At 31.6% G+C, this 24,615-nt stretch carries 27 protein-coding genes; 6 read left to right on the forward strand and 21 right to left on the reverse strand.

Annotated elements, in window-relative coordinates; genetic code table 11:
• Position 1: 1 nt before the first annotated feature.
• The 10 genes from ACQKN3_RS14490 to ACQKN3_RS14535 all read right to left on the reverse strand — a co-directional run bounded on the left by ACQKN3_RS14490 (position 2) and on the right by ACQKN3_RS14535 (position 9,588).
• Entirely contained in the window at positions 2–574 is a 573-nt protein-coding gene (locus ACQKN3_RS14490; RefSeq protein WP_427712593.1) for a hypothetical protein, read from the reverse strand.
• A 9-nt stretch (positions 575–583) separates the two neighbouring features.
• Positions 584–1,705: a radical SAM protein gene (locus ACQKN3_RS14495; RefSeq protein WP_427712596.1), complete on the reverse strand. Its 1,122-nt coding sequence runs from the start codon at positions 1,703–1,705 to the stop codon at positions 584–586.
• Positions 1,702–2,511, reverse strand: a complete 810-nt coding sequence (locus tag ACQKN3_RS14500; protein WP_427712599.1) for a sugar phosphate nucleotidyltransferase — start codon at positions 2,509–2,511, stop codon at positions 1,702–1,704. The genes ACQKN3_RS14495 and ACQKN3_RS14500 overlap by 4 nt, the downstream gene beginning before the upstream one ends.
• A gap of 4 nt (positions 2,512–2,515) precedes the next feature.
• Positions 2,516–3,175 (reverse strand): NUDIX hydrolase, encoded by a 660-nt coding sequence (locus tag ACQKN3_RS14505; protein ID WP_427712602.1) that lies wholly within the window; start codon positions 3,173–3,175, stop codon positions 2,516–2,518.
• A gap of 28 nt (positions 3,176–3,203) precedes the next feature.
• Entirely contained in the window at positions 3,204–4,418 is a 1,215-nt protein-coding gene (locus tag ACQKN3_RS14510) for an MFS transporter (RefSeq protein WP_427712605.1), read from the reverse strand.
• Complete coding sequence (locus ACQKN3_RS14515; RefSeq protein WP_427712608.1) at positions 4,419–5,576, reverse strand: nucleotidyltransferase family protein; 1,158 nt, start codon at positions 5,574–5,576, stop codon at positions 4,419–4,421. It lies immediately after the preceding gene.
• Positions 5,569–6,474, reverse strand: coding sequence for a hypothetical protein (locus ACQKN3_RS14520; RefSeq protein WP_427712611.1), 906 nt, complete (start codon positions 6,472–6,474; stop codon positions 5,569–5,571). The genes ACQKN3_RS14515 and ACQKN3_RS14520 overlap by 8 nt, the downstream gene beginning before the upstream one ends.
• 371 nt (positions 6,475–6,845) lie before the next feature.
• Positions 6,846–7,952, reverse strand: a complete 1,107-nt coding sequence (locus tag ACQKN3_RS14525) for a hypothetical protein (RefSeq protein ID WP_427712614.1) — start codon at positions 7,950–7,952, stop codon at positions 6,846–6,848.
• A 207-nt stretch (positions 7,953–8,159) separates the two neighbouring features.
• Positions 8,160–8,300 (reverse strand): hypothetical protein, encoded by a 141-nt coding sequence (locus ACQKN3_RS14530; protein ID WP_427712617.1) that lies wholly within the window; start codon positions 8,298–8,300, stop codon positions 8,160–8,162.
• Between the two features lies 1 nt (position 8,301).
• Positions 8,302–9,588 (reverse strand): tetratricopeptide repeat protein, encoded by a 1,287-nt coding sequence (locus ACQKN3_RS14535; protein ID WP_427712620.1) that lies wholly within the window; start codon positions 9,586–9,588, stop codon positions 8,302–8,304.
• A gap of 451 nt (positions 9,589–10,039) precedes the next feature.
• Here ACQKN3_RS14535 and ACQKN3_RS14540 point away from each other — a divergent pair, with 451 nt between their 5' ends.
• Both ACQKN3_RS14540 and ACQKN3_RS14545 read left to right on the forward strand, forming a co-directional pair.
• Positions 10,040–11,446, forward strand: a complete 1,407-nt coding sequence (locus ACQKN3_RS14540) for a tetratricopeptide repeat protein (protein WP_427712623.1) — start codon at positions 10,040–10,042, stop codon at positions 11,444–11,446.
• On the forward strand, positions 11,427–12,572 hold the full coding sequence (locus ACQKN3_RS14545; protein ID WP_427712626.1) for an MFS transporter: 1,146 nt from the start codon (positions 11,427–11,429) through the stop codon (positions 12,570–12,572). Before ACQKN3_RS14540 ends, ACQKN3_RS14545 begins: the two co-directional genes overlap by 20 nt.
• Positions 12,573–12,639: 67 nt before the next feature.
• On the opposite strand, the gene ACQKN3_RS14550 is transcribed toward ACQKN3_RS14545, so the two are convergent.
• A complete protein-coding gene (locus tag ACQKN3_RS14550; RefSeq protein WP_427712629.1) occupies positions 12,640–13,476 on the reverse strand; it encodes an ATP-dependent DNA ligase in 837 nt (278 codons plus the stop codon).
• 143 nt (positions 13,477–13,619) lie between these two features.
• The gene (locus tag ACQKN3_RS14555) at positions 13,620–13,910 is read right to left on the reverse strand and encodes a hypothetical protein (protein WP_427712632.1); all 291 of its coding nucleotides are present in this window, start codon (positions 13,908–13,910) and stop codon (positions 13,620–13,622) included.
• Positions 13,911–14,176: 266 nt separating this feature from the next.
• Here ACQKN3_RS14555 and ACQKN3_RS14560 point away from each other — a divergent pair, with 266 nt between their 5' ends.
• Together ACQKN3_RS14560 and ACQKN3_RS14565 are read left to right on the forward strand one after the other, a co-directional pair.
• Positions 14,177–15,226: a hypothetical protein gene (locus tag ACQKN3_RS14560; RefSeq protein WP_427712635.1), complete on the forward strand. Its 1,050-nt coding sequence runs from the start codon at positions 14,177–14,179 to the stop codon at positions 15,224–15,226.
• Positions 15,227–16,066: 840 nt separating this feature from the next.
• A complete protein-coding gene (locus ACQKN3_RS14565) occupies positions 16,067–16,696 on the forward strand; it encodes a hypothetical protein (RefSeq protein WP_427712638.1) in 630 nt (209 codons plus the stop codon).
• Between the two features lie 80 nt (positions 16,697–16,776).
• Here the strand turns inward: ACQKN3_RS14565 and ACQKN3_RS14570 are convergent, their stop codons facing one another.
• The 3 genes from ACQKN3_RS14570 to ACQKN3_RS14580 are packed head-to-tail and all read right to left on the reverse strand — an operon-like array spanning position 16,777 to position 18,685.
• Positions 16,777–18,000 carry a hypothetical protein gene (locus ACQKN3_RS14570; RefSeq protein ID WP_427712641.1) on the reverse strand — a complete coding sequence of 408 codons (1,224 nt, stop codon included), beginning with the start codon at positions 17,998–18,000 and terminating at the stop codon, positions 16,777–16,779.
• Between the two features lie 30 nt (positions 18,001–18,030).
• Entirely contained in the window at positions 18,031–18,357 is a 327-nt protein-coding gene (locus tag ACQKN3_RS14575; protein ID WP_427712643.1) for a hypothetical protein, read from the reverse strand.
• 49 nt (positions 18,358–18,406) lie between these two features.
• A complete protein-coding gene (locus ACQKN3_RS14580; protein WP_427712646.1) occupies positions 18,407–18,685 on the reverse strand; it encodes a hypothetical protein in 279 nt (92 codons plus the stop codon).
• Positions 18,686–18,949: 264 nt separating this feature from the next.
• Between ACQKN3_RS14580 and ACQKN3_RS14585 the strand changes: the two genes are divergently transcribed.
• Together ACQKN3_RS14585 and ACQKN3_RS14590 are read left to right on the forward strand one after the other, a co-directional pair.
• Positions 18,950–19,924 carry a BMP family lipoprotein gene (locus ACQKN3_RS14585; RefSeq protein ID WP_427712649.1) on the forward strand — a complete coding sequence of 325 codons (975 nt, stop codon included), beginning with the start codon at positions 18,950–18,952 and terminating at the stop codon, positions 19,922–19,924.
• A gap of 18 nt (positions 19,925–19,942) precedes the next feature.
• Positions 19,943–21,592 carry a methyl-accepting chemotaxis protein gene (locus ACQKN3_RS14590; protein ID WP_427712652.1) on the forward strand — a complete coding sequence of 550 codons (1,650 nt, stop codon included), beginning with the start codon at positions 19,943–19,945 and terminating at the stop codon, positions 21,590–21,592.
• A gap of 209 nt (positions 21,593–21,801) precedes the next feature.
• Here the strand turns inward: ACQKN3_RS14590 and ACQKN3_RS14595 are convergent, their stop codons facing one another.
• From ACQKN3_RS14595 to ACQKN3_RS14620, 6 genes are all read right to left on the reverse strand, one after another.
• Positions 21,802–22,332, reverse strand: coding sequence for a hypothetical protein (locus tag ACQKN3_RS14595; RefSeq protein WP_427712655.1), 531 nt, complete (start codon positions 22,330–22,332; stop codon positions 21,802–21,804).
• Between the two features lie 265 nt (positions 22,333–22,597).
• Positions 22,598–23,155 carry a hypothetical protein gene (locus ACQKN3_RS14600; protein WP_427712658.1) on the reverse strand — a complete coding sequence of 186 codons (558 nt, stop codon included), beginning with the start codon at positions 23,153–23,155 and terminating at the stop codon, positions 22,598–22,600.
• Positions 23,156–23,363: 208 nt separating this feature from the next.
• Entirely contained in the window at positions 23,364–23,576 is a 213-nt protein-coding gene (locus ACQKN3_RS14605; RefSeq protein ID WP_427712660.1) for a hypothetical protein, read from the reverse strand.
• An 11-nt stretch (positions 23,577–23,587) separates the two neighbouring features.
• On the reverse strand, positions 23,588–23,989 hold the full coding sequence (locus tag ACQKN3_RS14610) for a hypothetical protein (protein ID WP_427712663.1): 402 nt from the start codon (positions 23,987–23,989) through the stop codon (positions 23,588–23,590).
• A gap of 119 nt (positions 23,990–24,108) precedes the next feature.
• Positions 24,109–24,360, reverse strand: a complete 252-nt coding sequence (locus tag ACQKN3_RS14615; RefSeq protein ID WP_427712665.1) for a hypothetical protein — start codon at positions 24,358–24,360, stop codon at positions 24,109–24,111.
• Positions 24,361–24,388: 28 nt separating this feature from the next.
• Positions 24,389–24,613, reverse strand: a complete 225-nt coding sequence (locus ACQKN3_RS14620; protein WP_427712668.1) for a hypothetical protein — start codon at positions 24,611–24,613, stop codon at positions 24,389–24,391.
• Positions 24,614–24,615 lie beyond the last annotated feature (2 nt).

A 24,615-nucleotide genomic window follows, 5' to 3' on the forward strand; every position in this document is an offset into this window, starting at 1 on the left:
TTTATATCTCTTTTAAAAAATTTGAAGCATCGTTGAACATTATAAAAAAGGAATCATTGATATCTATTTTTAATCCTTCAGCCAAATGAAACAATATGATTATAAATTCACTGATTTTTTGTTTTAAATAATCTGTTTCTTCTGCTCCATACAGTGTACTTCTGTTTAATTTAAATCTATACTTAGTAAGTATCATCACAGATTCGTTTATTTGCCCCAGTATAATTGACAGTGCAACTATATATTGACTACTTAACATATTTGAGGGCGTACTTTCATATAATTCTATAATTTCTTTTTCTAGTTCAGGATAAGAAAAATATATATTTGCTAAATTTAATATTTGTAAATATAAATCAGATATTTCATCATTCAAATTTGTTAAGCTTCTATTATCTTCTAAAATAAACTGCATTTCTTCTGTATAATATACACTTTGTAAATGACTAAGCTGTAACATTATTTCTTGACAGAAGACATTTGAAGTCCATTTCTTTTCATCAATTTCTGCAAAGGCTTTTTTTAAATTAATAGCAGAATCATAAGTATTTTCTAGGGTTTTTAGAATTTGCATTAATACACCTCATATTTCTAATGGTTCGCTTCCATTTACTGACGTATTCCAGTATATATCTGTAGCTAATTTATTAACCAAGACCCTTTTATGAAATTTTTGAGTTATAAAAGATTGATCAGCTACAGACATAGTAATACCAAAAATATGTATTTCATTAGCATCAGTTAACTTATAATTTATCTTATCTGTATCATATCCTAATAAATTCATTGTTTTTATAAATTCTTTTTCCGAAAAGGAAATATTTTTGTAGAAACTATTACAAAGTTCTCTTTGTTCCAGAGGACAATTATTAAAGTTACAAATTTTTGTATTATTAAATGCATTAGAATCTGGTTTTTTTAAGGCGTGAGCAAGTGCACAAGAATTTGATTGGAAAAATGGATATTGATTATTATTAGCTTTTAATTCTTCAAAAAATTCAATTACACCTTTTGGCCATATTCCTTCTGCCATTAATATTTTTTTTCTATTGTTATTTGTTAATTCTGGCCAAAAATCTAAGTTATCATAATACATCTCTTCTATTTTTAAACCAGCAATAACTGAAGCCGTTGAATATTTAGATACAAAGTTAAAAACTTCTTCTAACTTGTGTTTTTGTGAATTCTGAGGTACGAAAGGTCGCCAATAATGAATTATAGGAATATTACGGTCGCTTAACCTTATAAAATTTTCTCTTATTTTTTCATGAGAAATACCACGCTCTATAGTGTTATCCAATCCTGAATAACTCAAGTAGACAATTATTTTATGCCCTTTTTTTATGAGTTTTTCAAATAAATCTATAAATTTATCAGGAATCGAGCATTTTGTAATAAATGTTTTGACGTTATAAATGTTATGTTTATCACATTCTAAAAGTATATTTTCTAAAAAATTCATATTATCTTTTGTTGCAAAAGCATCTGTGTTCGTAAAAAAACTAAGAATAGATTCTTCAGTATAATGCGGTGAGTTTAATAGCTCAATTATAGTTTCTTCTTCACCCATTAAAATTTCTGGTTTGATTCCTGTTTTATTTTGAGACTGTAAAAAACAATATTTACATCTTTTTGGACAACCTTGTACGGGGTTAACACCAATCCAAGTTGCATGCTGGGAAATAATAGGGAAATTTACTTTCATGTAATAACTCCTTTAATTCTGTAGTATGTTTCATTCGCACGATAATAAGATTCCGGTGTGTCTAAATTTAACCATTCACCTTCTAATTCCTTAACATAGAATTTCTTTTCTTCGCAATGTTCTGAAATTGTTGAACCTAGATCTGGTTCTTTATTATAAAAGTGATAGTTCTTTAATATGCTAGTTGGAATTATTAATCTACTAATTAGTGCAAAATCTGATACTATTTCGTCTAATTTTGGCTTTTGAATAATCTTTTTTAAAATTTGTTCATCACTACTAATAATATTTCCAAAGTTAACAATTTCAGCGCGGTCAAGTCTTTTTGAAGCTACAATTCCATCCAATTCATTCTCTTCAAATAAGTCCTTTATCTCTTTTATACCTGAACCGTTTATAATAACATCATCACTAAAGGCTATTGCAATGTATTCACTAGACAGGTGTTCTTGTGCACTTAAGATAGGGGCCAAATTTCCATATTCTAAATCATCTTGTTCTTCGACAAAAATTAATTTTGAGTAGTCTGGAATACTTTTTAATATATTTAATTCTCTATCTTTATTTTTTATTTTCAAATATTCTTCTAATTGTTCATTTCTTTGAAAATGAGCTTGAATATTATTTGTATTTTTAGGAACTACAATAATAATTTTTTTAAATCCTGCTTTAATACATTCTTCAACCACAATTTGAATAGCTGGAACTCCCCCAATAGGGAGTAACTCTTTTGATATACTTTTAGTAAATGGAAGAAAGCGTGTTCCATACCCACCTGCACATATAATTACTGTATCAACTTTCATTAGCTCACCAAAACAAAGGATATTCTTTGCTTTCCTTTTCCTCTATATATTTTTTTGCAGCAATAAATAAACGCAAAAATATCTTATCTGTTTTTAAATAATTTGGAACAAAATCAGAAAGGGATACAGAGACAGTACTTTCGATTTTTTTACCATCCTTAAGATACACATGATTAACTGGTGCTTCTTTGATAATATTTTGTAATAGTTTTAAACCTAAATCTATGTTGATGCTTACAAACCCATTTACTTCATCATTCAATTTATATTCTATAAGAGGTATTCTAGACTCTAATAAATGAATTTCTTGAAATTCATTGTTAATGTAGTTGTCCCCCAATATTACTGAATTTTGCCTGATTCCTAGGTAGACAAGCTCTTCATATTTAACATTTAAACCCATCTCTTCATTAAGCTCTCTAACTCCATCTTGAATGCTCTCGCCTTTTTTATAATGACCTCCTACCGAGATATCAATATAATCTGGTCTATCAAAACTGTATTTTCCAGGAATTTTTTTTTGCAATATTATAGTTTTTTCAATAGGATTTACTACAATACAGGTAAAAACTCGATGCCAATAGCCTTTTTCGTGGGCTTCTTTTTTAGTTGAACTTCCTACTAAATTATATTTATCATCAAAAATATCTATATGTTCACTCATTATTATCCCCCTATAGTAAATTTCCGCTTTATTTAAATTTCCAAAGTTTTAATTTAAAACTAAAGATGATTGACACAAATATTAAAATAGCTGATATTAGAAAAATATATTTCACAGGGAAGTATTCTGCTATAAGTCCCCCAGATAAAAAAGCAAGTGGCGCAGCAGACTTCATAATCATTGATGAGGTACCTGCTACTCTTCCTAATAAATGACTTGGTGTCGTTTCTTGTCTTATAGTTAAATAATGAATATTTATAACCATTTGGCTAATACCCAATAAAAGTAATCCTGAAATTAGACCATACCATTCAGAAAAGAAGAATAAAATCAAAACACCCAGGAAAGTATTAAATAAAAAGACAATATAAATTTTGCCTCTATTGAGATATCTAGTAATTTTTTTTGCAATTAAAGAGCCAATCAATGCCCCTATTCCTGTGCTTGTTAAAATAAACCCTAACTGAGATTTCGTAACAAATAAATCATTTAATGCATAATAGATTAACACTGATCCAGATAAAGCAATACTAATATTTAACGATAATATAATTAATGTCATATTCCACAAAATATTATTTTTAATAAGATGGTGCCATCCTTCTTTTATATCACTCGATATACTATTTGAAGCATTTTTTGATTTGCTTTGTATCCCGGGAATTTTAGAAAAAAAGATTATAGTATATAACAATAATAGTCCCAAAATGGTAATCATTAAGCTAATTTTTACTGAAAAGAAACTTATCATTAGCGCTGCGAAGCTAGGTCCAATTAATAAAATTAAAGTGTTCATAAAACTCAGTATGGCATTAGAATCAGTTAGTTGTTCCTTATGAATAATTAAAGGTATTATTGTATGGTATGCATTACCGAATGTATACTGTGAAGTGAACAATACTAAACCAAGTAAATATAAAATCCATAAATTAAACTCATTGATATGTAATAGTAAAATTATGATTGATATTGAAATAATCTGTAAGACTAAAGCGTTTAATAGAATTTTCTTTTTATTATACCTATCTACTAAAACCCCAATCAAAACAGCAAAAATAATATTAGGTAATACTTCTATTGCTCTCATAATAGACATTGCAAAAGATGAGTTTGTATATTCGAAAATTAAAATAGGTAATAAAAAAGTAAAAATATAAAATGTTAAATTTGATATAGTTGTTCCAAAAAATAACCTGGCAAATTGTTTATTTTTCCATAAATCGTTATTAAAAGTGCTTTTCATTTATACCATCCTTAAAAATTCCTTAATTTTAAATTCATCGTCTTCTTCTATAAATGCAAAATTAGTAGCAATAAAAGCACCAATAGGCGTAATTAACAAATAATATTTTTCAAATTTCACCCATTTTAATTGACCAATCTTTTCTCCATCAATAAGATAAAAATGACAAAATAGTCCTTGTTTAAAACGAGTCAAGGTAGATACATTTGCATCGATTTTTTCTACAATTCCAAATAAAATATCTTTTTCAATTAAGTTATCTCCTAAAAATTTCAGATATCTATGATATACCTTCTTCATACTTTTTTCTTTCAATAAATTTGGCAAAATTATACCAAGTTCACGTGCGATTTTGGAATTTTTCCTTTTTACTTTTTTAAAGTTAAATTCGTTAGAATAGGCTATAAATTTACTAAATACACTTTTTAAAAAGACATTATTTAATTTTTTTTCAATATTTTTAAAATTAATAGAAGTTGCTTGCATTATAAAATAATAATCTATAAAATCACGCACAAACATTTCATCTCTACCACTTGACTCCAAAATCAACATAATTAAGTTATTTTCATCAGAAGGTATTTTCAAGCTTATACCATTGAAATTTATAAATTGACTTTGTTCCCACAAATCTTTTACATACCAAACTCCTTCCGCAACAATAAAATGTGATATATTTACTTCTATTCTTATTTTAATATTATTTTCTAAAACTTTTTCATATTTTAATAAACCTAAAAAGCTATTATGATTTTCGCTAAACATAGGTAAATAAGTAAATTCATATCCTTTTTTATCGAAGAGTCGATGAAGCTTCCAAAAATCTTGGGGGGTTTTTAGAATTAGATCAAAATCATTACTTTGCCTTAAAATATTCTTAGGATAATATTTTGACATGGCTAATCCTTTAAGAGCTAAATAATCAATGTTCTCCTCATCTATTTCTTTGATTATTATTTTTAACTCTTTTTTCTTAACTTTCATCTTTTGTTCTCTTTGTTGAAAACTTTCATTATTTATTGTTAAATTAGGATGACAAGAAAGTATAGGGTCTATTAGTCTATTTTGTATGATTTCTTTTTCTAATATTGTTGATTTTCCGTGGATAAATACCGAATTTTCAATCACCTTGTTGAACAATAAATCTGCATTATTCATCACTAAATTTCCCCACTTTTAGATTAAATAATAAACCATCTATATCCCAGTCTTTCTTAGTAATGTTCAGAAGTATATCAAAAGTTCTTTGAGTATTATTATTGACAACTTTAACAGATCCCTCAATCTTTTTGACATTCTTTGTTCTCATAATATACTCACTTTCTTCTGATAAAAAATCATTAACCTTATGATTTTCTAATGAATATACATCAATTAAATTAGCATTTCCTTCTCTAACTTCATATGTAATGTGTCCACAAAAATAACCATTATGTTTGGCTATAAAAACATGATAATCATCTAATATGTTTTCGTAATAATCTCTAATATTTTTTTTAAAACCATCAATACCTATATTTTTATATAAATCGGTTTCTGTTCCATTAAAATACGCTTCTTCAATACATTTCAACACATTTTCTTTATCGTCTGGTTCACAAAGCTCAAGTTCATAATCCATATTATTTTCTTTTATTTTTGGACTTTGTTCTAAATCTTTTTTTACAAAGATAGAAGAAAGTGCAGCGTTAATTAATTTGTAATTTTCATTTTCGATATATTGAGCTTGATAACTTTCATCTTCAGAAAATAAACTGATATAAATACAAAATAACTGTTCATTCTTCTCAATAGTATTAAGTACTAATTTAATTATTTTATTAATATTAATTATTGAAATTTCTTTTCCAAAAAAAAAGTTTATGTAACCTTCCGGATTTTCTGTTATTGCATTTTCTCCAGAATAATATACAGCATATATTTCTTTAAACTCACTGAAAATTATATGAGAATAATCTCCATAAATAGATTTTTGTATTTCATGATGATATTGAATTTTATTTTTAAGATTTCGGAAATTACCTAGAGGTATATGTCCATCCTGAAACATTAGCATCGATGTCCCTCCTTTATATTAATAAAGAGTAAAAGGCATAAAGCCCTTTACTCTTTATTAATTATTTTTTCTTTTTACCGATACGTTTTAATTTACCAAATGGCATAATTTGTGGCATTATAATACACCTCCTATTGAATATATTACCAATATTAACATTTTATTTTAAAATAATGAAGTATTTGACAGAAAATTTTACTAATTTGATATATTCTTACTAGATTAACAATCTAAAAAAACAAAATTTTACAAAATTTCTTAAAATTTTAATATTCTAATGTGGTTTGTAATAAGGGTTTCTATCAATACCTGTATGGGTGCAAGTGACAACTATATTATAATTTCTTTCTAAACGTATTTTCTACAGCCATTTAAACATTCTGTTCAGTTAAGAAATAATAAGTGTCTTGGCGGTCTCCCCGACTTTCCCTTGTGATTGGTTCATTATTTAAAATAGCAGCAGTTATTCGGCCAGTGACAAGTATATAACACATTCTATTAGTACAAGAGGCAAATAACAGCTGATACTTTTCAAGTTGCAATAATTGTTCGATAATAGCGTTCGCACTATTTATCCCCTGTTTCAAGCAGATAAGTATATCATCGTATAAATCGAAATGATAAAGGTCGCTTCTTTCAATACTACTTAGGATTTTCATTCGGTCGGTCCAATGGGCTTTTTGTTCCTTACGTTCGTTGGATAAAGATTGTTTATCTAATAATGTACTAAATGATACACCCTGCGCGGCACCAGTATTCTGTTCAAATCTAAACGATACTTGGTCTTCATGATTTAAGGCATGACTATTTCGTTTCTTTTCAAAAAACTGCTGTAACTCTTCTTCTGCCTCTGCTTTTAAAATAGCGGTTTGTGTCTCTTTTTGGTGTTCGGATATTAAGTTGCTTAATTTGTTTATTTGACTATCAAGAAATGGTATTCCTAGTTCGAATTGTTTCACGATAGTTTCATCGAATAAAAAGAGATAATTCTCCCAGTAACTATTCATGGGATCATCCGCTGCTTTATTAAATTTAGCTTGATACTTTTCAAGAATTTCATCTAATTCAAAATCAATCTGCATTAAATTATTGATTACTGCTTGGGCAATATGTTCAGGGATACCCATATGTAATGCTAAGTGTGTTTTACCTAACTTTAATGTTTCACCCGTTAAGTTATTTTTCACGGTGTATTGGTATCTCAAAGACCGGCCACATTCGCACTTTAAGGAATCTGTTACTTGTCCAGCGTCGATAATCTCGACTAATTCCCAATCAGATTCAATAAGATCCGCGCTTTCCGTAAATAAATGTGTAGCAGCATGCTTCGTTTCAGCTAACGTCATTAACAATGTATTAGCAAAAGCTGTGGCGCGGCTCCGTTTTAGCGTGCTCATTAAAAATTCTTTTTGTCTTTCTGACATCTTTGCCAAAATAGCATTGCGTTCATCTTGTGTGAAGCTTTGATAACTCACCATATTTTACACCGCCTTATAATAATTCTTCTGTTTGGATTAGAACTTTCTATAAGGAATCGCCCTTAATTTAATTGTTAAAAGAAGCCTAACTCAGTTAATTATACTGTTAACTGAATTAGGCTTCTTTAATTAAGTAGGTTTGCAAAAGCCAACAGCTACGCCCTCTTAGAAATTAAATACAGGTTTGAAGCCGTTGGATAAACCTCATTAGTTATTAGATTTTATAATTTTTGCGTTATGTGTCATTCCAGGTAATTCATCTTCTGCTGATACTACAGTAACAGATGCAGCACTTACCATTAGCATTAACATACTTGCGATAAATAATAATTTTATGTTTTTTTTCATTTTAAATATCCTCCCAAATTCTGATTTCTTTAGTAACGTTTTGGTAATGAAAAGCTTTTTCAAAATAAAATGAAGCGCTTTTATACTTCTTCACACTTTGTAGTAATAAAGCCATTCTAATACAATATTTATATGTATGTCTATAATCTTTTATTTTTTCAAAATACTGGATAGCTTTAGGCAAATATAACTCTATTTTTTCAATGTCACCTTCCCCTAGTAATTTGTATACATTAAAATGAATTATATATTGTTCATATTCCGTATTTTCACCGATTTCCTCTAACCCTTTTTGAACCCACATGTTCATTTCGTGAAATTCGTTAAGCCTTGAATAAATTTGGATTATAGAAAGTATTGTAATTAGTTTTTTATCAATATTATTTTTAAGTTTTAAGCTCTTTAAGTAATATTTTAAGGCCAAGTTATAATCTTCTAGTTTAGTATAGAGTGCCCCTAGATTTTGGAAAATTATAGACTTGAATTTATAATTATTAAATTTTTCTACAATTTCTATAGCCCTTTGATAACTCTTTAAAGATGCTTTATAATCTAAACTATTTTTATAGGCTATCCCTTGTATAATGAGTGATTCAATAGAGCGTTCAAATAAAAAGTTCTCATTAAAGAATTTTAATGACATTTCACTATATTCAATAGCTTTTACATTTTGTTGATTAGATAGACTAGCTAAAGAATACATATAAAATAAGTCTGCCTGGTCCCAACTCGGTAAATTAACACGCTTAGAAATGTTCAGTGCCTCTTCAAAATTTCCAATGGAGTCTTTTAAATTATTATTGACGAAATAAAACATGCCTAAAATTTTCGCCAACAGATAGGATTCATACTCATTTAACTTCTCTTTGTCTCTCATTAATGGGTTTAATAATGACATTATGGTTTTATTATCTTTTAAAATAACTAAAACTCGAAGATTTACTAAACAATATAAATAGAAATCGTTATCATTGAAAGAAAATTTTAATTCTGAAAGCTCTTTATAAACTTGCTCTGCATAACTTTCATTTCTCTGTATCGTAATTTCCTTATATATTTCACTCAAATAGTGCCTCTTGTCTCTTCCTAATTTATCAACATTCTTATTCTCAAGATTTAGTTCAATCCCTAATTTTTCAGAAATTAAATGTAAAATTTCTTCGCTCGGCTCTGTACTATTATTTTCTATTTTACTAAGGTAGGATGGTGAGCAAATCCCTTTAGCTAAGTAACTCTGCTTCATATTTTTTTTCAATCTTTCACTACGAATCACGTGACCTATCATCATAATTTTTCACTCCCTATATTGTTTACTAGTAGATAAAGGGCGGCTGTACTACCCTTTTTATACCACATATTGGTTAAATAATGGATAACTCGTATTATATCAATAATTTTATCTAAATCGTTCTAATAACCCTCTTTCCTTCATATACAAAAAAATTTCCTGATTCTATAGAAATAAACTTATTTCGATGCGAATTAAACACTTTTAAAAGCTGTTTTTTTCCCAACTTTTAGATGCCCATTAAAGAAATATTTTCCAGTATAATCAAGTTATCGGAATGGTATCCGACCTGTAATTATTAATTACAAATAATCTATTGGAGGTGAAATAATATGCGTAAACCAAAAGTACTTAAGAAAACTAACTCAGTTACTTACAAATAATCAAAATAAAAAATGATGTCGTGTAAAAACGTCATCATTTTTTATTTTATAAAATAGGAGGCATTACAATGATGGAAATTAAAAAGACGAGCATGATAAGTACGAGTATCATCGCTAATACTGTGAAAAGTTTGGATAAAGTGAACTTCCTTACGACAGTTGAAGAGAATTTTTTAGATCCTAAAAATCTAAAAATAACATCGGGGATGTCTATAACTGATAGTCAAAATATTAATCATCAATTGAGGTACTTTGATTTACATAGAGCTCTACGCTTGATTAATTTTATAAGTTATAAAGTTTATCAAGAACTACAAAGTAACAATATTCAAGAAATTACGTTTAAATTCAATATTTCACAAGTTTCTGAGCCTGAATTGTTTTTTATCGATCGATTAAAACATTATTCTCAAAATATTATAGATATTATAGTTGCTCCAGAAGTAAATAAGATAACGGATGAAGTCGATTTCGAAGATATGCCGTTTTACTTAAGTGTCGGTGATCTTTGGACATCTTTAAAGATAGGTAATGACATCTTAAATTCTAAGGGAACCATTTTAGACTCCCAATTCATCCTTAACTTTGCAATTACACAAAACAATTTAGGGAATACTATGGCTGGTGAAGCCTTACTAAATCAAATCCTTTCTAAAGAAGTTAATAATAGTAACGAAAATGAAATTAAAATTACAGCGCTTTATATACTATCAATGTTGTATTTAAGGCATCACGACAGAAAATTCCACAGTATTGAAAAGGCAGAAAACTATTTAGAGCAAGCCTTTAATTTATTAAACGATCCATCATTTATTCATAATGATAAAGAATTTAAAAGAATATTTAATAGGAATGGTTATGCGCTTCTCCTATTTAAAAAGAATCAAATCGAGGAAGCTATTAATTTATTAGAAATTAAAATACGGGAACTTGATGTATTAATTTCGGGTGGCAAGGAATACGCAGTCCTCCATAAAACTGTTTTGCTTTACAATATTTCTCAATGTTATAATGTTTTAGGAGATTTTAGAAAAAGTGTTGAATTATTACAACAAATTATAGAAATTGATACCTATGATGCAGATTATCACTATGAAATCGTAAAAATTCTCTTTGATCATGAGTTATTAGATGAGGGATTTGAATGGTTAGAAATTATCGAGAAGAAAAATATTGTTGATTTGTCTATACAATCAGCAATGAAGGGCTATTATTTCTTACAAAAGGAAGATTATCAGAACGCAGCATTACATTACGAGACTGCTTATAACCTTGAATATAATGATAGGTATACTGGTGAGATATTATACAGTTATTTATATACTCTCTTTAACTTGGAACAGTATGAAACAATATTAAATATAGATATATCAGGAATTAATTTAAATGATGATTATAAAGCTGATATCGAATATTTAATAAATGAGACAAATGAGATGAGGTTTAAAAACAATTGTGAAGGCCTTAAAATATAAAGGATTAGTATCTTTTTTACTGATATTCTATCTTAGCATGGGTATATCCCGCTATGTACAAATTTTATGGTTTGAAAAAAATGATGCGGTTTTTGCGTATTCCCTTTCTTATGCTTTTATGGCGATAGCAGGTTCTTTATCATTTCTTTTAGGAAGTAAAATTAATGGACAAAAATTATTGAAGTCATTTGCATTTTTTATTCCTATTTATTCTTTGGGAATGTTATTGAGGATCTTCCCTAGTCCAATTGCATTGCCTATATTATCGGGCTTCATATCGGGTATAGGAGCCTCGACAGTAATACTTATCGTGCGTACATGGATATTTGTAATAGCTAATGAACAAGATGAAGATAAGGAATTTTTGATTTCATCTAGGGTTGTGGCAGGACAAATTGGGGCCGTGTTGTCTGTACTTTTAGCAGGTCAACTTCTAGTTATTTTTCAGGAATCGGAGTACATATATATTATATTATTATTAGCATCATCATTAAGTCTATATACAGTATTCCTTGTGAAAATTCCTGACAATAAAATTAACGAAAAAAGGAGTACCATTCTCCCTACCGATAAAAAACTTACTCTTATAGCGGTCATTAGTAGTGTAATATTAGGGACTAGTAATGGTATGTTTGAGCCTTATTTGCCTATTATTCTAAAAAATATTGGATTCAGTTTATCTACAGTAAGTATAATAATGGCAGTATACGCAACCATTAAAATAATCAGTGGCTTAACTTTTCAAAACAAAAAGCTGTTAACTTACCCTCACTATAATATTTTAGTTGCCGAAATATTATTGTGTTTCTCTGCTATAGGATTGGTTATGTTAAATCAAAAGTATCTAATATTACCTTTGATTTTTATAATAAGTGTTTTAATTTCAGTAACAAATATTTCAATTGAAATATGGGAATATAGAGTTTTCCCTTCTCATGAACTTCCGATATATTTTGGTATCATCCACTCCTCATTTTTTATTGGAGATGCATTAGGAGGAACAGTCGGGGGTTATTTGTATACTTATGTAAATATAGAAATGTTATTTATCGTTTTTTCTATATTAAGTCTAATTTTAGGTACAATTTATTTTACAATGTACAAAAAAATTCAGTTTGCAAAATAAAGTTACAATCAATAATAAAAAGAAGTCTGTACCTTTTAAGGGGGAACAGGCTTCTTTTAAAACAATGTCATTTGTTGTCCGTTTCCCAAGAAGATAATAGGGGCAGCCGCAATAACCCGCTTTTAAATTTATTACGGAATTTTACTTCGATGATCAATTTATTATCCAGCGTGATTTTATTTTCATCTTCCCTCACCTTATGTTTGCTAATAAGGCTATATAATTTCTTTCTGTCCTCTTTGGACATGAACTCAATCATACCTGCGTATTCGCCATTCAGATAAGATAGATAAACACCGAATTTCTTCTTACTAATGCCCCCCACTGCTAAAAACTCGGTATTGTACGCAATTACCTTTAACCATGCACTAGAGCGCCTTCCCCGCAGGTCGTAAAAACTGTCTTTCAATTTCATCACAATTCCCTCAAGTCCATGCTGTTTAATTAACTCAAAATATTGAACAGCATCCGTACCATCAACATATTGAGTAATGACCAAATTATCTGACGGCTCTATTACATCAGCGAGTATTTGTTTTCGCTCCATTAAAGGCTTCTTACGTAAATCTTCCCCTTTGTAGAAAAGGATGTCAAAAGCGACTAATTGAAGCGGTGCTGTGCGGTGTTTCGCGCGGTACTGATTCTGCAGCAGTTCAAAATTGCATTTCCCTTCTTCATCTACGGCTATTAATTCGCAATCTAGTATCGTATTATCAGGAATCGCTACATTTTGGAACTCTTTAAATACAGAAGTGAATTCATTCTTGTGTCTTGAATATAACCGAATTTTACCGTCCCATTTACTGATCAACATTCTCCAGCCATCCATCTTCCATTCTCCGACGTAGCGGCTGTCATTAAAGGGCTTATCAACTTTTTCTAAGAGCATTGGTTCAATAAACATACATTATCACCTCTATCACCTTAATTAAGTATGGTTAATTGGCTGAATAATTAATCAGGTGAATTAAAGTTTGTAGATTGGTCAATAAGTCCATAAAAAAAGGACAGTAGGAATATCATTCCTTACCATCCTTACACCTATATCTAATATTCGATATTGTATTTACTCGATAAATCTTTTAAATATATTTCAATTTCTTTAGTATGCCCTTGCCAACAAAAATCTTCGTACTTAGCAAATTCCCCTTCTTCAATAGTAATGAAGTGGGACTGGAAATATGTATTAGGAACGATAGTAATTTGACCACGCCCAACTGAATCTATAATTTTATATGTACCGTCTTCTAATGCACTTGCTTGATAATGGTGTGATTTCTCAAAGTAAAATTCATCATTCTCTACCACGCAAACAACTGGCAACCAAATTTTATTCATTTTATAACTCCTTGTCTTTATAATTATTTATAAGCTTTGCTGCTTAAATCTGTACTAATATTAACACGTAAAAAAACCCTTAGACAACTAATATCAGAATATTCAGAAAATATGTGCATCAATAGTTAATATATTCACGTTTTCAACAATAACTATTTGTTTGTTCCACAAAATTTGAAGGAATTGACCAGTGAACGCTTTTGTATTTATTCCAATCTAAATATATAGTGAATAGAAGAACACATAAAATTAGCGGAGTGAAGGAAATGAGATTTAGAAAAGCTTTTATTACCGTAGCTTCATTGGTATTTAGCGCATTTGTGCTTACGGCTTGCGATGATCGTACAAGTGAAAGCGATAGTAAAGAAGAAACTGCGGCAGAACGTTTAAAACATGCAGCATTAAGTAATAACAGCATGGAATTGTATAAGGATTTTAAATTTGTTGGGAATAAGGATAGCGGCTATCTACAAGTACCGGAAGAATTTAAAAGATTCGTAGAAATGGCTATAAATTCCGAAAGCTCTCTCGCTTACTCTCACCGTGACGAAACGATGAAGGTGTCGTTTCAGGCATTAGAAAGTCCAGATTTACAGGTAGAAGTAGATAGTACGTTAAAGGTCATGCAAGAAAAGAAAAATGCTGACGAACACTCCATTGTCAATGTAGATGATATAGAAGTAGCCGGGCTAAAAGGTAAAGTGATTCACAAGGAATATTATAGTGAATGGGCGGATATGGACTATCATGTATACATGATTTTCTTAAATGGAAAATACAGCTTGAAATCTATTTCGTTTGAATTTGAAGGTGATCAATATGAGCTGAAGGATAAAATACTTGCGTCCTATTCAGAAGATTCGTATGCGGTGGTAAGTAACGATACTGCTGAAATGTACAATGATGAAGCTAATGGGAACGGTGAAGTGCTTGCAACTTATGAAAGTGACGATCAAAAGCTTGTTGCTGGCATACTCTCAACTAACCTTCAAATTACAAAGTTTGAAGAAGATAATGTTACGTTAAAAATTATGGGTGACTTTAATGAGGAAAACGACTACTTTGTCACATTAGTTAAAGCCGATACATTAGATTATATGGGCGGCAGCTATGTAAAAGCGAAAACAGATAAGGATGGTTCTTACTTGTTAGCGGATATTCCTATATCTGGACAGGTATTTATTACGGGCGTTCAGTATCGCATTACTGTAAGTAACACGAATGACTTTGAAGCACCGAGCGTTGATTACTTTTTCCGAGTAGATAAAGGTGAAAGCGCGGATGCTAATGCATCAGTGGCAACTGATAAGGAGTAATGGTATGAAGTATTATTGGAATTTAACCAGTAAGGAAAAGTTTATTCGCGTTGCCTGGATGGGTAGTTTAACTCTGGCCTTATTAGTTAGTGCAACGCTGTATTTTAATTTTAATTGGATTCCAGTAATAATTTATGGGATTCCGCTTGTCATTTCATTAATTATTCGACTTGTACTCTTGCTGATTTCGGCATAGAGGATTTTTTGATTTGGTAAATCTACGTTTCCTAAAACAAAATAATAACATTAAGAGTTCTTATTCCTGTAAAAATAAGGAGATGTTTAAAATGTGTATACCCTATACTAAAGAGGAAGTAGAGGCACAAAAGCTCCATACGAAATCTTTGTCTGGGGATGTAGACATTACTACAATCACTAATCTAATTCCACTGGTAACTTTAGGTTATTGTAGCAAATCCTCATACGGATATATAATATCCCCATTTGTACACTTAACTTATATTTTTGCACCAATGGCAAAGCTAACTTTAATTGTTGCAGCGCAAAGGTGATAGTTTTGTTTAAGTGGGAGGTGTTAAAATGGTAACAATTTTTGTGGATGTCGTTCAAACTTTAGATGTATGGTTAACAGGAACAGGCATTATATAAATATGTGTATACATAGTGCAATCAATTTCTTTAAAAATTTCTAAAAAAAATGGGTGTGCTCTCTTTTATACAAAAAGCATACTCATTTTTGTGTCCAATTGGTATTATAAACGAGATGCTTTTGGCTCTTCATCATATACTAGATTAGTGGTAATATAACTTGTTTTATTATTGCAGTTTCAATATACATAGGAGAACGGAGTAATTTTTATAATAAGGAGGTGTTGAAAAATGGAACGTATATTAGCTAATATAAATGCTATTATGTATATGTTGTACTTAGTGGTCTTTATAGTGCTTGCTAAGTATTTAATTTTGGATACAAATAATGAAACAAGTTTCGGTCTATTTCCTATAATAATATTTGCAATTATTTTCGTAGCTATTCAAATATTACTTCTCTTTACAGCGCATAACTATTTTACAGTCTATCTTAATAAATTTCAGAAGGAAAATATCAAAATAAGTTTTTGGGCAATGAGCGTATATATGATTAAAGAATTTTTTGCGGTATTCAATGCATTCCTAATCACTGTGAGTTTTATGGCATATGATCCTTTTGATAACTTTTTAATCTACATAGGAATTTCGTTGGTTTCAGGACTTATATTACTTATTATTTTCTACCAAATTGAGCAATGTTGGTTTGAGGGTATTAAAAAATTCAGAGCAGCCATTGATGGTAAGATTAACGTAGCGAATATTGTTAATATATTAACAGGTATTTGTACGCTTTTTGTATTCATTGGACAATCAACAGGAATGGATGATGTACTAATCTTCACTATTCTTTCGGTAGTTTATATTTACTATATTTATTATAATTTTATTTACATAAAAATCGTAAGTGTTGTCAAATAAAATATAATCGAAATGAACAAATAAAAGAGCACCTAACCAATGGACTACTATAATTGGTAGGTGCTCTTTTATTTAAGTCGTTATTGCGTCGTTACAGGCAATTCAGGTATTTTGTTTGTACGGTACGCGTGCCAGTAATAAAGTAAGTAGTGCTCTTTTAACGTGCTATAAAACAGCATTTTTCGGTCCTTTGCTTCATGGTAGCCTTTATTTGCCTCGCTCATGCCGAACACTTCAACAATACACGGCTTTTCAGTATCTAACAGCATTGCATCGGGTAAATAGTTATTTAATGCTTCAATACGTTGATTAGGTCGGGTATAAATACGATGGTGCCTTTCAAATTTAGAAAATAAACGATTTTCATATGAACTATCAACAAACATGCCGCGCAACGTTACAGGAATCAGCTCTAATCGCTCTAAAAGCAATGGCTGGTCTTTCCCCTGATATAAGGCTAAACCGATAATGAAATAACTGTGATGGTCTTTAAAAGAGACGCGACAGTTAGTAGCAGCATTATTCCAGTCCTTTTCATTTACTTCAAACTGAATCGCCTCGCCCTTCAAGTTCTCTCCCTCAAATAGAACATGTTCCTCTTTATCGCTTTCACGTACAGATGCCTTGTTTAATGGACATAAAACGATTGGACGTAGTTTATCATTGGTATTGGCAAAATAGACAGTACCAGGTCTTGTATTACCTAGCCAAAGCACTTTATCGAGGGTAAGCTTATTTGTAAGGTTTACACGTATTGCCCCTTTAACAAATAGTTCGTTTAGTTGGTACTGCAATCCACGAATTGACGGATAAAATTTTCCTGTTTCTTGATAAGAAAGGATACTCTTTTCCCATGCTCTCGAAAGAAGTTCTCTACCTAAACTACCGAGTGTAATACCTGAGTTCGTTACATTCGCCTGCGTTAAATTAACAGTTCGCTTGTTTGGTTTCGCTTTGTCATTACTGCCTTTGTTATGTATAAATAAATTCAGGTGTTTTGTACTTAAATTAAACTCCGTTTCACTTACAACTTCTACAGCGCGGTAATGCTGCCCCTTTAACTGGCGCTCGCTTAACTCTAACCGAATATCGCATATGTCACTGTTATGTTCTTGTAAACGATTGGGGTTGGTTTTAATAGAATATCGCCCACTCTTAGATCGACGAATGTGCATGGTCGCATTGGGGTTACAAGTACAACGAATTTCTATTTTCTTTTTATGTAATGAAGCTAACCATTTTTGTCGTTCATCGGTTTGAAGCTCATGAGAATCTACTTCTATATCTCCCACTCTAATTATCAAGTTTTATTCCTCCCTATAAATTTCGTTCATTTATGGATATTCAATAATTTCTAAAGTAAATGGACTTTTCAGTGCGTAATGAGTAAATTGTACAATTTGTTCACCACACGTTACTATATTCATATCTTCATCCAGGAAGAGCTTTACTTTCTTTTGGTCCATTTCAACTTCCATATTAAGAAAACAACCCATCTCCTTTTTATCTTGCAAGATTAAATAGTTATTTCTAATTTTTATTGAAGTTTCTCTTAGTTCTGCATCTTCCTTAACATCATTTATTGTGAAAGTCCCAAATATGAGCATGATTATAAGTGCAATAATCCCCGAGTAACACAAAAATATTCTGTCTCTATCCATAAGTTAATCCTCGCTTTTCACCTGTTAATTTCCGAACTTTGCTAATCCCTTAATTTAAGCTGGCCCTTATTGGTTCAATGACAAATTCATTTCTGATTTGTTCCCATGATTCGGGGATGGTTGCAGGTGAAGATACAACACTTTTTGATATAAATGGTACCGGTTCTGTAATACCCCCAATCCGCGCAGCATAGCTGTCAGCTAACATTTCAGAGCCGAACAAAAATGCGCGTTCATTATTTGCGGTCAGTTCTATACGTTCGAGGTTATTTAAATCCCCTTTTAGCAAATAGAAATTGCCAATTCTAATTCTCCATAATTTTTTCAACATATGATTCTCCCTAAAATACTTTAATCAATAATAGTTACACACTAAATTTTACGGGAGCGTTCTATGTAGGTCTAACAATTATTGGTTATATTCTTTGTCAAAAAGAAGTTGTTATGTCACTAGGCATAGAAGCTCAACTATTCATGCGTAATTTAAAAGTGGCTGCCTAATTATTCCTATTAACTAACAAGTTTTCAATACGATACTAATGTAAGAGGTCTTACCTTAATAAATATTTTTATAAAGTAAAGGATTGATGTAATGAAAAGAAGATGGTTGGTTTCGTTGAGCCTTCTATTGGTTGTTATTCTTACTGCTTGTTCGCAGAGTTCTGAAGAAGAAGCAAAAGAACGAGTGAAAATTGGCGTTATGCTGTCAGATGCAGGACTTGGTGACCAGTCATTTTCAGATATTGCGTTTGAAGGATTAGAAAAAGCGCGTGATGAACTGGATATTACCTTCGATTACCGTGAACTTGAAATATCAGGTACATATAAACAAGGCTTGGAAGAGCTAATGGCGGAGGGGCAAGATTTAATCATTGGTATCGGCTTTGGTGTCCAGGAAGATCTTGAAACGATTGCTAAAGCAAATTCAGACCAAAAGTTTTTATTAATTGATGCCGAGTCGGATTTACCTAATATTCATAATGTCACTTTTAAAGACAATGAAGGCTCCTTTTTAATCGGTGCTCTTGCAGCAATGAAAACTAAAAGTAATGTCGTTGGATTTATCGGGGGTGTTAAAAACCCTGTAATTGAAGGATTTGAAGACGGTTACGTAGCAGGTGCGAAACATGTAAATCCAGAAGTTGAAATTTTATCTGTTTATGCCGAGGATTTCGGAAATGAACAGTTAGGGGCTTCCATTACTCGTGACATGATCGAACAAGGCGCAGACTTTATTTATCCGGCTGCCGGCTTTACAGGAGTAGGCGCTATTTTAGCCGCGCAGAAAGCTGGAATACATGCATTTGGTGTGGATAGTGACCAGTTCTTCATTGCCGAAGATACAATTGTTTCCTCTATGCTAAAACGTGTAGATACAGCAGTTTATCAGGCAATTAACGAAATTGTTGAAACGGGTTCAATTTCAGAAAAAGATATGGTGCTCGGCCTTAAAGATAACGGTGTTAGTTTGGCGCCAATTCGTGTTATTTCTTTAACAACACAAGAACAAAAACAAATTGAAGACTTACAACAGAAGCTTTCAGACGGGCAACTGACGATTAAGTAGAAGAAAGGAACTTCCAAAGTGAAATTAAAACAGAAAATATTAATGTTGGCTTTGATCCCCCTACTCTTGGCTGTCTGTATTATCGCTTATAATATAAGCCAGCTTATGGGTCTTAATTCTTCTACAGTAGAAGTAGTTGAGTCTCTTGTTGCCGTAGAGGAATTAAATAGCTCTGTACAAAGCCTTCAAAAGTCATTAAGTGTTTATTCAATAAATGTTTCAGAAAACAATAAGTATAATATTGAAACAGACATTGCGCGTACAGACGAAATCTATAACGAATTAAAAAGCCATTTTAAGGAAGAACGCCAAAGTTTGATAAGTTCCCGCTTTGAAGAGAAGTTTACGACAATCGCTGAAGAAACAGCAACTTCACTACAAGATGAAAATGTTGCGGAAATTAAGCGTCAATCACAGCGTACACGCGGAATTGTAAATGATGTAATCGAGTTAAAAAGAGAAGTTAGCGCCAGCTACACGACAATGCAACAAGAACTGGACGAAAAAATTAAAGCCATTACATGGTTTTCAATTATTGCGGCCGTCGTACTTTTATTAGTGAGCATCCTATCGGCAATTTACTTTACGAATAAAATTGCTAATCGGATAGGACGATTAACTGTAGGTGCAAAAGAAATAGCTGCGGGTAATTTAAACGTACAATTAGATAATCAGGAATCAAAAGATGAAGTGGGCGAATTACAAGTTTCCTTCCGACAAATGACAAGTAATTTAAGGGATATAATTACGCATGTATCTGATAGCTCAAACCAAGTAGCGGCATCAGCAGAAGAACTCATGGCTAGCGCGGATGAAACAATGGTTGGAACGGAACTTATTTCTACTTCCATTCAAAACGTATCAGACGCAGCAGACAAACAAAAAGAAATGTCCGTTTCATCGGCTGCCTTTGCACATGATGTTTTGGAAGAAGCCAAAGAAATTGCGAGCCAGGCGGATAAAGCTACGGCACTATCGGCTACAACAAATGAAAAAATTGAAAAAGGTTCGGTTTATGTAGAAAATACCGTCTCTCAAATGAATTTAATTCATTCTACGGTTGAAGAAACTTCGGATTCCTTAACCTTATTAGCAACTCGTACAAAAGAAATTGTAAATATTTTAAAACTTGTACAGGATATTTCCGACCAAACGAACTTACTTGCGCTTAATGCTGCGATTGAGGCCGCGCGTGCCGGTGAAGCTGGTAAAGGCTTTGCGGTAGTGGCGGATGAAGTAAGAAAGCTTTCCGAGCAGACAAAGCAATCTGTACATGATATTTCACGAATTGCGACTGAAATCGATTCAGATACAATGAAAACTGTATTATCGATTCAGCAAGTAAAAGATCGAGTCGATACGGGAATCAATATCTCGCATGATACTAAAGCAACCTTTGAAGATATTTCGTTGATTATTGGTCAAGTACAAGACCAAGTAAATCAAATTGCAACGGTTTCTGACAGCATTCATTCAAAAATGGAATCTGTTTCAGCGCAATCGCTTCAAATGGCAAATGTATCTGAAACAACAGCCGACAACGCTATATCAGTCGCATCAGCTTCTGAAGAACAACTGGCCTCTATGTCAGAAGTAAACTCAGCAGCAAGCTCTCTCGCTCGTCTTGCAGAAGAATTGCAAAGTATTGTGGCGAAGTTTAGGACTTAAATATAAAATTAAAAGCCTTTATCCGATATTATTTTATCTGGATAAAGGCTTTTTGAAACTTATTCAGTTTTTTAGCCTACAAAAGACTTTTCCCCTTTTACGTAACTAATAGAAATATAATAGATACTGCTGTGCTTCTCTTTTTCACCACATAGAAGAAAGCGACGTCATGAGGATACGTCGCTTACAGATATGTAAATCTATTAAAGTTAATATGGCAAAACTATTAAATTCTCATGGTAAAGTGTTAGCAAGCGTTCCTCGTGTTTAGTATCAAACTCTACCTCATATTGCAATTTCTTATATGGTAAAACCTTCACAACTCTCCCCTTCTTGCCTTTTAAATGTGAATAATAGTAATGAAGGTAATTGTACATTTCCGCATCTTCTTCTTCAGTTGGATAAATGATTTTAACTACGTCCCCAACCTCATAGCTGACCGTTTCTTCGTCTGTATAAGGCTCTATGTGTTCCGTTTCAATTGAATCGACTATTTCTTCATCGAATACTGCTAACACCTCTATATTGGCATTTAATTCGTTCTTAGGTGCAAATTCTTTTACTTGTTCTTCCTCTTGGGGCGAAATAACAACATTGTTCATTATTTCATTAATAATTCTTCTATTTATTGGAGCATCCCCCACTTTAACGCTAACTGGCTCTACCTGTGCCGACTGGACGACATTAACCTCATTCTTATCTAAATCTAATTCCATCGAGGAAAATAAATCCCATTCCATGTTAAAATTCGACTCCTATCATCTAGTGCTGTTGAATACATTTCAGAATATTCTGACTATAATTATTGTAGTATAACTTTTTTAAATTGTCAATAACGGGGTAAGGCAAAAACTCTGATATAACAAGGGTTTGACTACTTCTCCACGCACCTTCTGTACTAATTGTAGTGTACGAATATGATGCAGTCTAACATAAGTCGATTAATTCCTTTGTCAAAAGTAAAAAGTCCTCACAAAGCATAGAAATGATTTGTAAGGACTTCTATTAGTTTTCAATTTCTTCTAAGCTAAAGTACGGACGGCCATAATAAAAGCCGGTTGCTTGTGGTGATAGTGGAACTGTTTCGGGTAGTTCATCCCAAAATACAATTTTCCTTGTGATTTCTGCAGGAGTCAGAGTTCCATTATACATAAAATCAATCAGCAATTTCATAAACGGTTCTCGCCACGCCAATTGTTCAGCTTCCAATGGAAAGCCTTGCTCTACTTTTAAGGCGTAGATCGTTGAAGCTGGAGTTTCATTTGTGATGTTGTTTTTATAATTAAAAATTTGTACTTCATTAAGATATAAATTACATTCGGAAAGTATATGTTCCATTACAAGCGATTGAAAACCAACAATATTGTAATTTAAATCTAAGAAGGGATCCGTCTTATGTTTTTCAGAAAGGGTATCTGCGAAAGCCTCTAAGTGAAAAGCAATGTCTTGCGTCATATGTAGTAATACATCAAACATTTTCATATAGCTTTTGTTATTTAATAATTGATTATAGAGTTCAGTTTGTTTTTCCTTATTTGGTATGTAAGACAACGTCATTGTCATGGATTCCCTTTCTTAAATAAATAGATAATATTAAATCAGCATGTCTTTATTTGTATTATATTTATATTATCACTGCACTAGTAGTAAATCCTTATTATTCTTCTCAATTAAGTAAGAAAAGTTTGTTTTTAATCAAAAAACTCACATACTGTTTAGTAACAATATGTGAGTTATCGTTTATTTAATTTTCAGAGTTGGGTATCCCCGATTAATCTTGAATGGAAGGCGTTGCTAGTTGTTGCAGCTTCAAATGTAAAATACTGTTCAAATGAACGGCCACTCGAAGTATTATGGTAATAATCGTAGTGCCAATTGGATTTAATATTTCCCCTGTTACCATTACATTTAGCGTAACGATAATCCCGTAAAGGAATAAGAGAATACTCAGGGCGGAAATTATCAAAACTGTGTATTCTAGCAAAGCTGGACCTCCTATAGTATTAACTTCAAAATAGCTTGTGTATATGGTGTATTATGATGTGCATTGGCTTTTAATGATTCATATAGAGACTTGATGGTATGTGGTTCATTCGCCTCGTAACGAATGATTAACAGCTCTTTTGTAAAGGCCAATTCATTTTCAGGTACATCTACCTTTAATGATGCCCCTAATTTTTGAAGTACGGTACAAACACGTTGAGCTTGCTCTTCCCAATTTGTTGCGGTTTTAGCTGGCTCTGTTAAAGCTAATGGATTGTAATATGATACCTCCGAAACGGTTGGTTCAAGTGATACAACGTTCCCTTTTTGTAGTTTTAGTAGCTCTTTTTCTACCATATTTATAAGGGGCCTTTGTACGTGTAATTTGACTGCCTCATTTTTTACATTCTCCATAATTGAAACGACCTTTCTTCTCCTGAGTGATTTCCAATAGAACGAAATTATATTCAATTAGAACAGTTCAAAGCGTTAAATTTGAAAGTGACAGTAGCAATGGTGTTGTATGTAGCGAACTAATTTGTCATAGATTTGGATTGAGAAACAAGCCAGCAATATTTCTCCTGTTCTTTCTTAAGTTCATTCGTGTAAACCTCTAGCAGCTCACGATTACTAATACGTATGTTTAATAATACATTGGCGATCGGATTGATCTGTTCAAGTTCTGATTCACTTAAAGACGAAAATTCTTTAACCGTTTTTGTTATCACTTCGATTTTGTTTTGCAAATTCTCAATTTCTTGTTTGATAATCAGTTGATTCGACATAATGGGGTGCTCTTCTTCCTTCTTTTTATTAAATTGTGTAATCGACTACGACAGGTTTTGTAATAAGCTGTAAATCTGCCGGTGAAAGTTCGGTAGAACAATGATGACATAGGTACATGATGGTTTTGGTTGGTGCATCTACAATTTCTGTACCTGTACGTTCATCGGTTAACGGTATGAGACATTCAGCACATTGTTCATGGATATATTCAAAATCCATATGTGGCTTCGGGAAACGTATTAATTGGACCATTT

The organism is Solibacillus sp. NPDC093137, assembly GCF_050280445.1.
GTDB lineage: Bacteria > Bacillota > Bacilli > Bacillales_A > Planococcaceae > Solibacillus > Solibacillus isronensis_B.